Origin of the sequence: Niastella vici, from assembly GCF_002077945.1 — a bacterium.
Taxonomy (GTDB): Bacteria; Bacteroidota; Bacteroidia; order Chitinophagales; family Chitinophagaceae; genus Niastella; species Niastella vici.
Genome location: NZ_LVYD01000124.1, coordinates 651,589 through 667,720, shown reverse-complemented (window position 1 = coordinate 667,720; position 16,132 = coordinate 651,589). Strand labels below are relative to the sequence as shown.

Sequence of the window (16,132 nt, the reverse complement as noted above, 5' to 3'; positions counted from 1 at the left end):
ATAAAAATACTATGCAATGAAAAAATATTTCTTATTCACCATAATAACGCTGCCTGTCTTTTTCAGCGCTTGTAAAAAAGACCTGGATATTGATAATCCCAATACGCCAACGATCGGTAATTTCTGGAAAACAGGTGCCGATGCACAAACCGGCATCAATGCCATCTACAGTACGTTTCACCGCGTAGGCTTTTGCCGCAACCAGTTTTTTATCACTATTGTGCGCTCTGATGAAGGATTCAGTACCAGTCCCAACTCAATTTTGATAAACAATTTTGATGTGTTCAATGTAACCAATTATAATCTCTGGGAAACCACCACCGTGTGGTATGATCTGTATATGGGAATTAACCGGGCCAACCAGGTGCTTGACAATGTGCCGAAAATTACAATGGACAACACATTGAAAGCGCAATACCTGGGCGAAGCAAAATTCCTGCGGGGATTCTTTTATTACTATCTCGCCACTTTGTGGGGGAATGTGCCGGTACTGTTAAAAACGTCGGCCCCTACCGATTATCCCTCAACAACCCAACAGGCCGATGTGTATGCGCAGGCTGAAAAAGATTTCGCCGATGCCGCCGCTGTATTGCCGGAAACATACAATGGCAGCAACGCAGGACGCGCCACAAAAGGGGCAGCATACGGAATGCTGGGCAAATGTTACATGCAAATGCACGACTATGCGCAGGCACAACAGGCATTCGACTGGTTGATCAATGGCAACGGAAAAAATATCTACAGCCTTGTATCAAACTATCGCTCCAATTTCCTCGAAGCATCGGAAAACAACACCGAATCGGTGTTTGAAATACAAAACGCCGTGAACCCCACAGATAACCATGATGATGATACGCAGGGCAATTCAGACAATCTGAACTATGGCACTTCCATACCACCATTTTTCGCGCCGCGGCCCATCGGGTTTACCGACGGGCAGGCCCGCCGTTGGTGTGTATGGGAATTCCTGGCCGAGAACACGACCAGCGGTGGCAGGGACCCACGTGTAGATGCCACTTTCCTGTATGATTCAACCGATGTAAGGGGCCCCAATTTCAGCATGATCTACGGACAAAGCTTTGCTTCCCGTAACTATAGCAATGTAAGCGGCGATCCCATTGCCGTGGCCACCACGCATACCGTTTACTTCCGTAAATTTTTAGATGATGGGGTCATCAACTATGAGTACTTTCATTCGGGCAATAATTACCGTTACCTGCGATATGCAGATATCCTGCTGCAATATGCTGAAGCATTGAATGCACAGGGACAAACCACGCAGGCTTATCAGTATGTTGACAAAGTACGCGCAAGAGCAGGTTTACCCGCGCTCGCCAGTGTAAAGCCCGGGCTTTCACAGGCACAGTTCCTGGCACAATTGAAACATGAGCGGGTGACTGAATTGTGCGGCGAAGGGCATCGCTGGGAAGACCTGGTAAGATGGGGTGACCTCAGTACGACACTGGCTGCCAGGGACGCAGGCTTTACCAATTACCAAACCAAATATGCCCTGCTGCCTGTTCCGCAGTATGATATCGATGTAAACCCGAACCTGAAACAAAACCCGGGATGGTGAGTGTCACGAACTTTCCCATATAAATACCTTTTGTTGCAAATGAAAACATTATTTTTTATTTCTTTTATTGCGCTCATCGCATGCTCCCGTGGCGGCTCTGGTGGCGGAAGCGTTCAGCCCCCCACAGCAGATACTACATTCACCAATCCATTGTTGTCTGCAGGGCCCGATCCCTGGGTGATACAAAAAGACGGCTATTATTATTTCATGCGTACACTCGGTAACCGGCTGGCCATCTCAAAAACACAATACCTCGATAAATTGTCGAATGCCTCACCGGTAACGGTTTTTACACCGCCTTCGGGTACGGCTTATTCAAAAGATCTCTGGGCGCCCGAGCTGCATTTTATAGACAATAAATGGTATATTTATTTTGCTGCAGACAGTGCCGGCATTAATGCCACTCACCGTATTTATGTACTTGAAAATACGGCTGCCGACCCCATGAATGTAGGCACCTGGGTATTTAAAGGTAAACTCATGGAAAGCGCCGACAAGTGGGCCATAGATGCAACGATCTTCACTTATAACGGCAGTAACTATGCGGCCTGGAGCGGATGGCAGGGAGATGCCGATGGGGAACAGGATATCTTTATTGCAAAAATGTTGAACCCCTATACGCTGGGCAGCCGGGTATTGATCTCAAAACCCACTTATAGCTGGGAAAAAATTACCACCAATGTCATCATCAATGAAGGCCCCGAAGCCTTGTTCAACAGTAATGGTAACCTTTTTCTAACCTATTCGGCAAACGGGTGCTGGTCAGATGATTATTGTTTAGGCATGCTGTTATTAAAGCCTGGCGGCGACCCGCTGAACGCAGCAGACTGGACGAAATCGCCCAATGCCGTTTTTACAAAAAATACAGGCGGCAATGCGTTTGGTCCCGGCCATAACGGATTCTTTAAATCGCCGGATGGTAAAGAAGACTGGATCATTTACCACGCCAATTCGGCAAGCGGGCAGGGGTGTGGCGACCAGCGAAACCCACGGATGCAAAAAATAGCCTGGAATGCCGATGGTACACCCAGTTTTGGCGTTCCCGCAGGCACAGGTGTACAAATTAAAAAACCCTCAGGTGAATAAGATCAAACAATTAACACACATGATCAACCGGAAAAATCCTTTTGCCTTTATCACCACTCTTTTACTGGTGGCCGTAATGATGGCATGCGGTAATCCTGCACCGGTGCCCGAAAAAGAAAGCAGGGTTAACACCGATAGCTCCGGACGAACCATATGGTCTGCACAAAAAGCAACAGCATGGTATGCTGGCCAGCCCTGGTTTGTAGGGGCAAACTTTTTACCCAGTACGGCCATCAACCAGTTGGAGATGTGGCAAAAACCAACGTTCGATACAGCTACCATCGATAAAGAATTCGGGTGGGCAGCATCGCTGGGCATGAATATCATGCGCGTCTTTCTGCACAACCTGGTTTGGCAAAATGACGAACCGGGCTTTTATGACCGCATAAACACCCTGTTGCAGATTGCCGATAAACACCATATCAAAATACTATTTACCATTTTTGATTCGTGCTGGGATCCTTTCCCTAAAGCAGGGGAGCAGCATGCACCAGTACCCTATGTGCACAACTCAGGCTGGGTGCAAAGCCCCGGGGAGAACATCCTAAAAGATCCCACGCAATACCCGGTGCTGGAAAAATATGTGAAAGCCGTTGTTGGCCATTTTGCCAATGACCCGCGTATTGTTATGTGGGATGTTTGGAATGAGCCCGACAACCCCAATGACCCTGCTTATATTAAAATGGAATTGGCGAACAAACCGGAAGTAGTACTGCCCCTGCTGAAAAAAACATTTGAATGGGCGCGTTCAGTTAATCCCACACAACCCCTCACTTCGGGTATCTGGGCCGGTAATTGGGCCGCAGACAGTACGTTGAAGCCCATGGAGAAATTGCAACTGGAAGAATCGGACGTGCTTTCTTTTCACTGCTATGATGATTCGGCGCGGCTCAATGAAAAAATTAATCAATTGCTGCGATACGGCAAGCCCTTATTTTGCACCGAGTACATGGCAAGGCCTAATAAAAGCACTTTTCAAACCTGCCTCCCGGTAGGAAAAAAATATAAAGTTGCCATGATAAACTGGGGTTTTGTAAACGGGAAATCGCAAACCATTTATCCATGGGACAGTTGGAGAAAAAGCTATCACAGTGAACCCCCATTGTGGTTTCATGATATTTTCCGCAAAGACGGTACGCCTTATAAAGCGGAAGAGGCCGCCTTCATTAAGCAGGAAACAGGAAAAAGCCTGAAATAACACCAATAGCCAGCTGCGCTCTCCATCAGGCGTCGTGTACGTATATTCAATAGCACCGTTAGCAATACTTCCCGGGAGGTAGAGCAACGGTGCTTCTGGTTTGATAGAAACTGCCTGATTAAAAGAATTTATTATCTGTGCTATTTTTGACTTTTATTGATGCTATTTTTTCTTCAGGCGCCGTGTACGTATATTCAATAGCACCGTTAGCAATACTTCCCGGGGGAAAGGTAGAGCAACGGTGCTTCTGGTTAGATAGAAACTACCTGATTAAAATAATTTATTATCTGTGCTATTTTGACTTTTATTGATGCTATTTTTTCTTCAGGCACGCATTGTTCGCCGGTAAACTCCACATTGCCTTCTGCGTTATAGAATAAGGGTCAATACTTTGTAATAAGATTTAATGTAACGGAATAGCTTAAACTATTCTTGAGTTAACTACTTAATATATTTAAGAAGCTCTGATGAGTTTTGTAATTGTTTTTTTATCTTCCGTCCATGTTTAGTAAAACAGGTTTGTACAAACGAAAAATTTTAAAGGAACTCTGCTTTGGGAATGTTTTGTCTGGTGCAGAGATCAGTTTGCGAATAGAAAAAAGCCTGCCGTTGACTGTTCGTATGTTGGGTGAACTGATCACTGAAGACCTGATAGAAGAAAAAGGATACGCGCCTTCATCAGGGGGCAGGCGTCCGCAGATGTATGCCCTTAAGCCAGGGAAAATGTATGTAGTATCAGTGGCAATGGACCAGTTTGTTACGCGCATCGGGCTTATAGATATGTATAGCTGTGATATTATCTATACTGAAAAGATCAGTCTGCCCCTGCTAAATAACCGGGATGCGCTTGGGCTGCTGGCAGATCAGCTTAACCGCTTTATCGACAATTCACAGATCGCCCGCAATAAAATCATTGGTATGGGCATTGGGATGCCTGGCTTTGTAGATGTAGGCAAAGGGATCAACTATTCTTTTCTTGAAATCAAAACCGGTACCAACATAGTCGATTTTCTGGAGAACCAGGTTGGGATACCGGTTCATATAGACAATGACTCCAGCCTGATCGCGCTTGCAGAATTCCGGCTGGGCGCGGCCCATGGCCGAAGAAATGTAATGGTCATCAATATTAACTGGGGCATAGGACTGGGGCTTATTTTGAATGGTGAATTGTTCCGCGGATGCATAGGGTTTGCCGGGGAGTTCAGCCATATTCCGCTCTTCCTCAACAACAAATTGTGCAGTTGTGGCAAGAGCGGTTGCCTTGAAACCGAAACATCCATGTTGGTGCTGGTTGAAAAGGCAGGGGAAGCATTGAGAAACGGGCGCGTTTCAACAATTAAGGAATTGCCTGAAGATTTTGAGGAAGCCTGCCATACTATTATTAATGCAGCCATTGGCGGCGACACATTTGCTGTAGAACTGCTTTCTGAAGTTGCCTACAATATCGGCAGAGGCATTGCCATCCTGATCCATGTGCTGAATCCCGAATTGATCGTACTGAGCGGCCGGGGCGCTTCGGCAGGCAAACTTTGGCTGGCGCCGGTGCAACAGGCTTTAAACCGCTATTGCATACCCAGGCTGGCAGCCCAGTCGGAGTTAACGGTATCTACCTTCAATAACCGCGCTGAGCTGATTGGTTCTGCTGCATTGGTCATTGAAAATTATGATAAGCAACCGGTGAAAAATATGGCGGAGCGGGTATTGGTAAAACCATGATCAGGTGAAAAGTATACTGTGTAACGAATGAGCTTCGATGCAACTATAATAAACCAGGGTATTAACGAATTGCTATTTAACATTTAAAACCAAAACTACTGCAACATGAAGGATGCAAAACGACGGACCTTAATGGTCCTGTTATTTTGTTTTTGGGTGGGCATTGTCATGGCCCAGCAAAAACGAACCATTTCGGGAACAGTTATCGATCCGCAAGGGGATCCCGTGCCCGGGGCCACGTTACTTATTACAGGCACTAATAACGCCAGCGTTACCGACGCACATGGCCGGTTCAGTATTAGTATTGACAACCCCAACGCCATATTGGTTGTTAGCTCAATTAATTTCAAAAGGCAGGAAGTAAAAATTGGCCAAAGCAGTGTGCTTAAAATAGTATTGGAAGCCAGCGAGACCGGGTTGGAAGATGTGGTGGTAACCGCCCTGGGCATTAAAAGGGAGAAAAAAGCGGTTGGGTATGCTACCGCAACGGTTAAAGGGGAAGACCTGGTAAAAGCCGGTGCAACGCTTAATCCCTTTCTTGCCATGTACGGAAAGGCTGCGGGCGTTGGCATTAACATTTCTTCGGCCGGCCCAACCGGCGGTGTAAACGTGCGCATCAGGGGCGCTGCCGGTCTTGAATCAAACACCAATACAAGGCCATTGTTTGTCGTAGATGGTGTTCCGTTATATGATGAAAAAACTTCCATGGAAAGCAGGGGTTATGACCCATTAAACTCTTTCGATTATGGATCAGGGGTAAATGACATCAACTCCGACGATATTGAATCAATTGAGATCCTGAAAGGTGCAAAAGCTACCGTGCTCTATGGCAGCCAGGCGCTGAATGGCGTGGTGCTCATCACTACAAAAAGCGGGAAAAAGACAAGGGGACTTGGCATCCAGCTTTCTCATCAGGTAACAATTGACAAGCCATTTACATACATCGATTTTCAAAATGACTTTGGGTCTGGTGCTTCCATCCGCGATACCCAGTACGCGCAAATTGGCGGGGTAAATACCAGGAAGCTTCCACTGAGCCGCTTTAGCTTTGGCCCCCGGTTCGATAACAGCCGTGTAATGCTTTATGACAGTACAATGGGCACTTACAAAGCATATCCCAATAACTTTATCGACTTCTTTAATACCGCAGTCTCAAACCGCACCAACATTGCGATAGCAGGGGGTGGCACTTTGGGAAGCGTCAGGGCTTCCTACACCCGCAATAGTTATGAGGATATAATCCCCGGGTTTACACAAAAGCAAAATACATTTAGTTTCAATGGTAATTTTAAGGTTTCGGAGTTTGCCACATTTGAATTTGTAAATAACCTGTACAGTGTGCAAACGAAAAACCGCCGCCCCAATATTCAACAATTTGTGGCAACAGGCCTCAACAGGGACTATGATTACAACTGGATGAAATCCTTTTACCACGACCAGGACGGGTTTAAAAGAGACCTGGATCCTTATGGCCTTGCAGACAGAAGCCCCGGTTACTGGCCAAATGCGGTTGCCGGCATCATGTGGGAGCAAAATGACAACAAAGACCAGGATAACAAGATTCACCTGGTAAGCTCCGTTAGGTCAACACTTCAGTTTACAAAAAACATCTCCCTGCTTGCACAGGCTTCATTGGATTACACCAATACAGATTTTATTACAGAAAATAAAATTACCCGCCTGGCGCCTGTAAGGTCGGGTGGCAAATACAGTTGGAGCAAGCGCAATACGACTGTTCAGAATTTCCAGGCCCTGATGAAGTATGAAAAGACCTTCCATGATTTCAATTTCTTTGCTTTCGGTGGCGGTGCTTACCAGAAGGTTGCGGAGAACAGCATGTATTCATCTACAGGTGAAATGGGTTTGTTATTCCCTGACTGGTATTCGCTTGGGAACGCCGACACAAGGTTCTGGCCTACCTCTGGCGACAGGAGTAAGGTTACCGGCTTGAAAAAAGGCTCAGATGTGCTGTACAGCGTTTTGGGGTCGGCAACGCTTTCCTGGAAAGAAACCTATTACCTGGAAATGCAGGCAAGGAACGACTGGAACTCTACCTTGAAAGCGCCCAATTACGCTTATTTTTACCCGGGCCTGTCGCTTACCTATAATTTCTACAGGGATTTTACGATCCCCAAATTGCAATACGGTAAGCTTCGCCTTGCATGGGCCGACGTAGGTGGTGGGCCTACTACGGCTGTTGGTGACAGGTATTTTGCCAATGATGCCTACAGCGTGGGCCAGCTTCCTTATTCCTATGGCCCTATTACCGTTGCGCCGCCTTCAGCCCTCTTCCTGGAGCCATTAAAGCCTTTCCGGAAACGTGAATTTGAAATTGGCTTTAATACCAGGTGGTTCGAAAGAAGCAGGGTTGAGTTTGACGTTTCTTTCTATACCAACAATACGTACAACCAAATTGTGCAGCAACCCATTACACCTGCAACTGGTTACACGGCAGCAAAGATCAATACCGGTAACGTGAAGAACTGGGGGCTTGAATTTTTAGTAAAGGGAGCGCCAATTGCCACACAGAAATATCGTTGGGACCTGACTTTTACGGCAGCTAACCAGTTTTCCAAAGTTGTTAAACTATATCCCGGTATAACCCAGAAATATATTGATGGCAACTCAGGGTTCCAGGTTTGGGCCAAAGAAGGTGAGCGCATAGGCGAAATACGCGCGTATGACTACAAGCGCGACCCCAATGGCAACAAGATCGTAAGCGGCAATGGTTTGTATGCGCTGAGCGATCAGGTTACCGGCACCGGTAAAAACGTAAACCCCAAGGTATTTGGCGGTTTGTACAGCGACTTCTCTTTTAAAGGCTTCAATTTCCATTTTGGCATTGACTACAAATTCGGGGGCACCATCTTCTCTTACACCAATAACTACCTCATGGGCACAGGTGTAATAAAAGCTTCACTCCACGGCAGGGATGAAGCAACCGGCGGGCAGGCCTACTATATAGACAATGCTTCTGGCGCCAACGTAAGCTGGGAGCATAATAAACAGGCTCCCGCCAATGCACGGGATGGTATTGTTTACCACGACGGTATTGTGCTCGATGGGGTGAAGGAAGTGAATACGGGCGGCACGGTTAAATATGAAAAGAATGATGTTATAATAGCTGCACCGGCTTACTACCAGACGTACATCAGCGATAATAGCACATCGTGGCCGCCGGACCGTTTGTTCAAAAACGATTACGTCAAACTGCGCGAGGTTTCCATTGAGTACAGCCTGCCCAAGAAGGTCTCGAGCATGCTGAAATTGCAGAAGCTTTCGTTAACTGCCGCAGCAAGGAACCTGGGCTATTTGTACAAGACCCTGCCCAATATTGACCCCGAAGGCGCATTGGGCGCACAGGGATATATTGAGAATTCATTCTATCCTTCTATCAGGTCTTTCAGTTTTGGCGTAAATGTTAGTTTCTAAAAGCTTCAACAAAAAAATTATGAAAAAGATATTTATAGGGATGATCGCTATTTCAGTAGCGCTTGCTTCCTGCAAGAAGTCGCTTGAAAAAGAGTTTCCCAACCCGGAAAATTATGATAAGACCGGCAACCTGTTTGCCGGCATGTTTACCAAAACCCTGTATGCCTGGAAGCTGTATGTACAGGACTATGGCGAGTGGTGGTGGGAGCTGCAGGGCTCCGGTGCAATGGGGGTTGCAGCCTACTCGCAGATAGCTCATCGTTATATTACAGACCGGTATGGCTGGTTTTCGACTTATGACGACCTCACCGGCACCACCGCTTTTGGCTCCGATAACCAGCAGCTTTGGCAAAACAGGCTGGGCGCCTTTTACGGCAGTGTGAATACCTGGGCGGTTATTAAGGACAATATAGCCACGGTATCGGGCCCCGACCTGGATGATAATGTCGTATACTATTCCCTTACAACCGTTATGAAAGATTATGCAGCGTTGCTGGCGGTTGACTTTTATAATAACATTCCTTATTCGGAGGCATTTAAAGGCAAGGACAGGGTCTTTTTCCCTAAATACGACGACCCCGGGGAAATTTATAAAAGCGTGCTGGACGAGTTGAAAAAAATATCCAGCGACCTGCCAGGTCAGTATAACAAAATGTCTGTATCTGCCAAAGCAGTATTCAATTCACAGGACATTGCGTTTAGGGGCGATGTGAACCAATGGGTGCAATATATAAATGCCATCCGGCTGAAATTTGCCGTAAGGATCTCCGGTGTGGAAGAGGCATTTGCCAAGTCGCATATCCAGGATGTGCTTTCCAAAAATAACCTGCCCACAAGTGACCAGGTATGGGCAATGCCCTATGCATTGATGGCCAATAGCGGTGGTGAGTGGATCCGTGGTATCGGCGAAGGGTGGCCTGATACATTCATCCCCGATGTTATTATGAGAAGAATGAACAGGAACAATACCCGTTACGAGCCCGGCATTGATGACCCACGGCTGCCTGTTCTGGCAATGCCTACCAAATTCAGTGATTTTGTTTCCGTTCCGGCAGTAGGCGACTACCGGGGTGTAAACATGAATGCCGATGGTCAGAAGGCTGCTTATGTTGCGGGCGAAAAGTACTATACAGGCGGTCCCTATGGCGATCTGAATGAACATTTCAAACAGAACTCCCGCTCCATATATAATCTCGCTACGTTTGCCCGTAATGAGACCTTTCCGGTATACATGATGTCGCTGGCCGAAACAGATCTGCTGTTGGCTGAGATTGCCCTTAAAAACCTGGGCACAACGGGTAAAACGCCCGATGCGCACATCAAAGACGCTATCAATCACTCCACCAATTTCTGGTATACTTTAAACCAGAATAGCCCATTTGCTACCACCAACACGCTGATGCACCCTGCCAGGCCTTCGGCAACCATTATTAATACCTATGCCGATTCAATTGCTGCCAGGTTCAACAGCAGTGTAACCACCGAGGATAAGATGGAGTTGCTGATGCAGCAGAAATATGTTCACCTGAACCTCATGTGTCCTTACGAGTTATGGGCCGAGTTGAGAAGGACCCGGCATCCCAAACTGGAGCCTATGACCTTCAACACTAAAGTAATGAAACCGCTCCCTGAGCGTTTGAGGTATCCTACTGCTGAACAGCAGACAAACCCCGACAACTATGCTACTGTAAAAAGCCAGGACAACTTTACAACCCCGATATTTTGGGTGCCTGCAGCTTTGAGAAATGTAAACCCATATTGGGATAATTACAATTACCAATAGGCTAAGCGCATTATAAGCACAGGGGGGCTGTCTCCATTGAAGAGGCAGCCCCCCTTTTTTTCTTACGGCCTGCTTTTCGTTGCTGCAATTATGGCTCAAAGAGCTGAAGGCCCAGGCAGAAAAATGAGTGCATTGTTACCAATATTAATTCGAATGAAATGTCTTTCTGAATTCCAACGGCGAGGTGGTGGTTTTTGTTTTGAAGAATTTACTGAACGATTGAGAATGCCCGAACCCCAGTTCATAAGCGATCTCGCTAACCGACAAATTAGTGGTTGATAGTTTTTCCTTTGCTAGTCAAAAGGTTATCAATGCTCCTATGCAGTTATATGCTCCTCTATACGGGCAGGCATTTCAACGGCCTGAATAGCCATCAGCCGTTGGTCGAACTCCGTTGATGAATAAATAGACCTGGCTTTCTGCCGCATTTTATATACATACACGGTTTTGGCAGAGTATTGAAGTATACGGGCAATGGATTCATTGTCGGAAATCCCTAACCGCAACAAGGCAAAGATCCGCAGGTCGGTGGTCAGCATCTCATGGTCTTTAGGCCATAGCTGGTCTTCCTTTTTGAACAGGGCGTTAAAGCTGGTAACGAAATTGGGAAAGATCTTAAGGAACACTTTGTCGAACGTTTGAAAGAGCGCCTCCCTTTCCTTATTCACCTCTATCTGGCTGGTGATAGACTGGATCTGATCCAATTTGTTCTGCACTGTTTTGGCTTCGAGCGCAATTTTTATTTTTTCAAGCTTACCGATATAGCCGGAGATAACGTTGAAGAAATAGCCGATGTATTCTTCTTTGATGTGGGCATCCTCGGCAAACTTCCGGTTGGCTTCCACCACCTGTGCGTTTACCGCCATCAGTTCCTGGTTCATAGCGGCCAGTTTGGCATTGTTTTGCTGAATGAGCCGTTCCCTGGCTGCCCGTTGCTGCAATTGTTTATAGAGCAGGAAGGAGATCAGGATGATAACGAGTAAAAGGAAGATGGTACTGCTGAGGTATATAAGGAAACGTTTTTTCTGGCTTTCTACAAAATTAACCTTGGCTGCCGCGATCAGGGGGAGTACAGCGCTTATCTGTATCTGTCGCTGACGGGCGCCGTAAAAGGCGGCATCTTTGAGCGCTTCCTGTATATAAATATAGGCGTTGTCAATATCGCCATTGGCTGAGGCCAATTCAGCCAGCTTAAAAATAGCAAGGGTTTCCTTGGTAGAAGCCTGCAGGTCGGCAATTACAGCCCTGATCAGGTAATTGGTGGCGTTTTCGGTATCGCCCAGCCGCTGATACAATTCACTGAGCAGGGAGGTGGCGATGGCGTCGTCGTGGCTGGCTGGTTTGAACTGTTGGTAAAAGGCCAGGAATTCTTTCAGGGCGGCGGCATTGTTGCCGTTGTTATAGTCGCGGTAACCAGCGAGAAAGCGGGCTCCATAAGAACCAGGATGCACCAGCCTGATGGCTGAGTCGCTATAACTCAGGCCTTTCGTGCGGTAGGAGGGCGACCAGGTAACATCGTTGTTATAAGCCGCCAGGTCGCACCACGCGCGGCTCATAACGGCATAATAACTTTCAAGGGTGGCATCATCGAACCCGGTATGGTCAATGGTTTCAATTACACCAAAGGCTTCCTTGTATTTTCCTGCCGAAAGCAGGATAAAGCCCAGCTTCATTTTGGTATAATTAACCTTTACAGCGTCGTGCATGCGATCGGCAAGGGGCGACATACGGCTAACATACACATAGGCTGAATCGTACTTGTAAGATTTGTATTCTTCGTACAGCCGGCTGCAAAGCTGGAACTGCTGTGCGCTGTTACCGGCGGGCAGTTGTTGAAGGCTATCCCGCATCATGGAAATGCGTTGTTCTTTTTGATGGTCGTACATCGCTTTTTGCTCAATTTCGGTTTTCAACCTCGCGAGCAGCGAGTCGGTGGTATCAGACGCCAATACACCCAGGGTGTATGACAGCAGGCAAATAGTCAGTATGGCAGCGCGCATGGTTCGTAAATTCGACACAATTATAATAATAATTATCAAGCCTCCACCCGGCGGTTAAGTACTGCTGCCCGTTAAACACCCCTGATTGACGCCTTTTTTGGGGTTATAAAGTTTAAATATTTAGCGATTGAGTTTTTATTAACTGTTTGATCGGCAGGTATTTAATTTTAAAAAAGTCTCAATTTTCAGCCATTATTTTTAAACTGCTAGGAAAAGTTTAGCAGTAGGCATTCTTTTGTGTTTGCCATACACGATAAGTGTTCAGTTTAAGAATTCTCTATTCATCCAAAACTGTAACTAAATGCTTAGCCATTATTTAAAAAAGGTATTATTCCTTCCCATTCTTCTTTTTTTGCATATTTCCGTCTTTGCCCAAACCGGAAGTATTTCCGGTAAAATTCTCGACGACAGGCAGGCGGGGTTAGCCGCAACTACCGTCAGGCTGCAGGGCGCTACCGGCGGCGTGCGGGCCAACGACGATGGCAGCTTTATGTTGCCAAATCTTGCTGCGGGAAAATACACCGTGATCTTCGAACATATTGGGTACATCGCTCAGCAGAAAGAGGTGACGGTTTCCGTAGGGGCTACCACTTCGCTGTCAATAGTGATGGTTGCTTTTTCAACTTCCCTGAACGAGATTGTGGTGATCGGTTATGGGTCGGAACGGAAAAAGGATGTAACGGGCGCTATTGCTTCCATTACGGCTAAAGATTTTCAACAGGGCCAGATCACTACGCCGGAACAACTGATTGCCGGTAAGGTGGCGGGCGTATCTGTTATTTCAAACAGTGGGGCGCCAGGTGCAGGAAGCACGATCCGGATCCGTGGGGGCGCTTCCATCAACGGGAGCAACGATCCCCTGATCGTATTAGACGGGGTACCTTTAAATCCCTCTTCCATTGCAGGAGCTGCCAATCCACTCGATCTCATCAACCCCAACGATATCGAGCGGGTAGATGTACTGAAAGATGCATCTGCCGCAGCCATCTATGGTAACCGCGCTTCCAACGGGGTTATCCTCATTACTACCAAAAAGGGGCAGCGTGGAAAACCAAAGATCAGCTTTACCACCCAACTCTCGGTTTCACAACTGTCGAAAGAGGCGGGCGTTCTTTCGCCCGGCGAATTCCGCGATTATGTAAACAGCCATGACACCACTTCGGGTGGTACCTTCAAGGCGCTGCTCGGCCAATACAGTACCAACTGGCAAAAGGTGATCTACCAAACGGCGGTGAGCACCGACAACAACCTGAGCGTATCGGGTTCGGTGGGCAAAAAACTGCCCTACCGGGTATCAGCAGGTTATACCAACCAGGATGGCATTTTGAAAACCTCGAACCTTACGCGTTATTCAGGCGACGTTAGCCTGGCGCCTGTTTTTTTCGATGATCACCTGAAGGTAGCCGTTAACATGAAAGGAGCCCAGGTAAAACAGCGTTTTGCGAACGAGAGTGCGATCGGTGCAGCCGTTAGCTTCAACCCCACGCAGCCGGTTTATTCGGGTAAGAATATTTATGGCGGTTATTTCGAATATACCGATCCCAACAGTGTAACCGGTTTAAAATCGAATGCACCGCGTAATCCGCTGGGACTGCTTGAAGAGAACCACAACGTAAGTAACGTATACCGTACGGTTACCAGCCTGGCCTTCGATTATAAGGTACACTTTCTTCCCGATCTGCACATTAACGTTAATCTGGGTTATGATGGGGCAAAAGGATCAGGTACGCAAACAATTCCTGCAACTGCAGCCAGCAACCTGAATACCTATACCGATAGCAATGGGGTTAGCTACAGTGGTTATTCGCATTATTACAAACAGATCAGCAGTAACCGGTTACTGGAAGGCTTCCTCAATTATAGCAAGAACATCGACGCCTTAAAGAGCCATGTTGATGTAGTGGCCGGTTATGCCAATCAGGATTTCAGGAATACTACCTATAATTATGCTTCGTACTTTGCAGATGGCACATTGAACCCGAACTCGGTTCCTACCTATGCATCGGGCATTAATGAGTATATTCTTACTTCGTTGTATGGGCGTGTTAACTGGGTATACCACGATAAATACATCCTCACTGCCACCATGCGCAACGACTACTCCACCAAATTTGCGCCGGCCGACAGGAGCGGGGTTTTCTCATCTGCCGCTTTTGCGTGGCGCATCAATGAAGAAAAATTCCTTCAATACAATAAGGTCATCTCGAACCTGAAACTTCGGTTGGAATATGGCGTTACCGGTAACCAGGAAGGCATCGGCAGCTATGATTACCTGAGTGACTATAGCATGGGTACATCAACAGCGCGGTATCAACTGGGGCAAACAAATTATTATGTGTATCGTCCGGGCGCTTACTATCCCGGTCGTACCTGGGAAACTACCACTACCCAAAATATAGCGATAGACTACGGTTTGTGGGGCGATCGCATTACAGGTAGTATAGATCTATACCGCCGCAAAACCAAAAACCTGTTGGCTACGGCCACCCAATCGGCGCTCACCAACTTCAGCAACCAGATCACTGCCAACATTGGCAATATGAAGGATGAAGGGGTTGAGTTCAATATCAACGCCAAAGCCATCGACAAACAGAACATAGGATGGACCGTAGGTTTCAACATTACCTATAATCATAACACCATTACAAACCTCACGGCGCTTCCCGGCCAAACTTCAGGCGGGTTGCTTACAGGTGGTATTTCCGGTGGCACCGGTAACACCGTTCAGATAAACCAGGTGGGTGCAAGCAAATACTCCTTTTATCTGTACAAACAGGTATATGACGCCAGCGGCAAACCCATCGACGGTTTGTTTGTTGACCGCAGGAAGGATGGTGTTATTAACCAGAACGATCTGTACATAAACAAGAGCCCCGATCCCAAAGCATACCTCGGTTTCAGTACCGACTTCCGGTACAAACGCTGGGGAGCAGGGTTGGTAGCCCGCGCCAGTTTTGGCAACTATGTGTATAACAATGTAGCCAGCTATACAGGTATTCAGCATTATATTCTTAACCCTATTGGTACGCTCAACAATGGCAGCCGTACGGTTTTGAAAAGTAACCTTACAGGTTCCAACGACAAGGCCCTGCTGAGTGACTACTGGCTGGAGAATGGTTCTTTCCTTAGGATGGACAATGTGCATCTCTCTTATAACCTGGGCAGGATCATTGCCGGCAAAGGCGATCTGCGGATCTCGGCCAACGTGCAGAATGTTTTCCTGATTACCAAATACCAGGGGGTAGATCCGGAAGTGTCGTCGGGTATCGACAACAACTTCTATCCAAGGCCAAGAACGTATGTGCTGGGTGTAAGCTGGAGCCTTTAATCTAAACCTGTAA

8 protein-coding genes and 1 pseudogene are annotated in these 16,132 nt (G+C 47.0%); 7 read left to right on the top strand and 2 right to left on the bottom strand.

Annotated elements, in window-relative coordinates; translation table 11 throughout:
* Positions 1-16: 16 nt before the first annotated feature.
* From A3860_RS40280 to A3860_RS40255, 6 genes are all read left to right on the top strand, one after another.
* Entirely contained in the window at positions 17-1,576 is a 1,560-nt protein-coding gene (locus A3860_RS40280; protein ID WP_081156247.1) for a RagB/SusD family nutrient uptake outer membrane protein, read from the top strand.
* 39 nt (positions 1,577-1,615) lie between these two features.
* A complete protein-coding gene (locus tag A3860_RS40275) occupies positions 1,616-2,662 on the top strand; it encodes a glycoside hydrolase family 43 protein (protein WP_081156246.1) in 1,047 nt (348 codons plus the stop codon).
* The gene (locus A3860_RS40270; protein ID WP_245843734.1) at positions 2,655-3,860 is read left to right on the top strand and encodes a cellulase family glycosylhydrolase; all 1,206 of its coding nucleotides are present in this window, start codon (positions 2,655-2,657) and stop codon (positions 3,858-3,860) included. Before A3860_RS40275 ends, A3860_RS40270 begins: the two co-directional genes overlap by 8 nt.
* A 501-nt stretch (positions 3,861-4,361) precedes the next feature.
* Positions 4,362-5,576, top strand: a complete 1,215-nt coding sequence (locus tag A3860_RS40265) for an ROK family protein (RefSeq protein WP_081156245.1) — start codon at positions 4,362-4,364, stop codon at positions 5,574-5,576.
* A gap of 105 nt (positions 5,577-5,681) precedes the next feature.
* Positions 5,682-9,008 (top strand): SusC/RagA family TonB-linked outer membrane protein, encoded by a 3,327-nt coding sequence (locus A3860_RS40260; RefSeq protein ID WP_081156244.1) that lies wholly within the window; start codon positions 5,682-5,684, stop codon positions 9,006-9,008.
* Between the two features lie 19 nt (positions 9,009-9,027).
* Entirely contained in the window at positions 9,028-10,791 is a 1,764-nt protein-coding gene (locus A3860_RS40255; protein ID WP_081156243.1) for a SusD/RagB family nutrient-binding outer membrane lipoprotein, read from the top strand.
* Positions 10,792-10,935: 144 nt separating this feature from the next.
* On the opposite strand, the pseudogene A3860_RS40250 reads toward A3860_RS40255, so the two are convergent.
* Positions 10,936-11,085, bottom strand: a pseudogene (locus A3860_RS40250) (helix-turn-helix domain-containing protein); the annotation flags it as partial.
* Positions 11,086-11,108: 23 nt separating this feature from the next.
* Positions 11,109-12,809, bottom strand: a complete 1,701-nt coding sequence (locus A3860_RS40245; RefSeq protein WP_143774493.1) for a DUF6377 domain-containing protein — start codon at positions 12,807-12,809, stop codon at positions 11,109-11,111.
* Positions 12,810-13,092: 283 nt separating this feature from the next.
* On the opposite strand from A3860_RS40245, the gene A3860_RS40240 reads away from it, so the two are divergent.
* Complete coding sequence (locus tag A3860_RS40240; protein ID WP_081156241.1) at positions 13,093-16,119, top strand: SusC/RagA family TonB-linked outer membrane protein; 3,027 nt, start codon at positions 13,093-13,095, stop codon at positions 16,117-16,119.
* The last annotated feature ends 13 nt before the right edge of the window (positions 16,120-16,132 follow it).